Here is a 682-nt window from a genome sequence, read left to right as displayed (position 1 = left end):
CCACCGGCCCCGGCGTGCGGATGGACTCCGGCGTCGAAACCGGCAGCGTGATCGGCGGCCAGTTCGACTCCATGCTCGCCAAGCTCATCGTCACCGGCGCCACCCGCGACGAGGCCCTGGCCCGCGCCCGCCGCGCCCTCGCCGAGTTCCAGGTCGAGGGTTTGGCCACGGTCATCCCGTTCCACCGGGCCATCGTCTCCGACCCCGCGTTCATCGGCGACGGGAACGGCTTCGACGTCTACACCAAGTGGATCGAAACCGAATGGGACAACCAGGTCGAACCGTTCACCGGTAACCAGCCGATCGACGAGGACGAGCAGCTGCCCCGGCAGAACGTCGTCGTCGAGGTCGGCGGCCGCCGCGTCGAGGTGTCGCTGCCCGGCCAGTTCACCCTCGGCGCCCCCGCCGCCGGCGGCGCCGGTGCGGTCCGCAAGAAGCCCAAGGCCCGCACCCGCGGCGGCGCCGCCGGCGGCGCCGCGTCCGGTGACGCCGTCACCGCACCCATGCAGGGCACCGTCGTCAAGGTCGCCGTCGAAGAAGGACAACAGGTCGCCGAGGGCGACCTCATCGCCGTCCTCGAGGCGATGAAGATGGAAAACCCCGTCAACGCCCACAAGGCCGGCACCGTCACCGGCCTGTCCGTCGAACCCGGCGCCGCCATCACCCAGGGCACCGTCCTCGC

Annotated in this window: 1 protein-coding gene; it reads left to right on the top strand. The window is 71.7% G+C overall.

The features are described from left to right. The coding region (locus RJ1_RS45145) for an acyl-CoA carboxylase biotin carboxyl carrier protein subunit (protein ID WP_143169630.1) at window positions 1-682 on the top strand (682 nt) is incomplete at both ends.

The sequence above is a fragment of the Rhodococcus jostii NBRC 16295 genome (assembly GCF_001894825.1).
Classification (GTDB): Bacteria; Actinomycetota; Actinomycetes; order Mycobacteriales; family Mycobacteriaceae; genus Rhodococcus_F; species Rhodococcus_F jostii.
The sequence above is the reverse complement of the archived record's forward strand: the minus strand, read 5'-3'. Positions and strand labels throughout refer to the sequence as shown.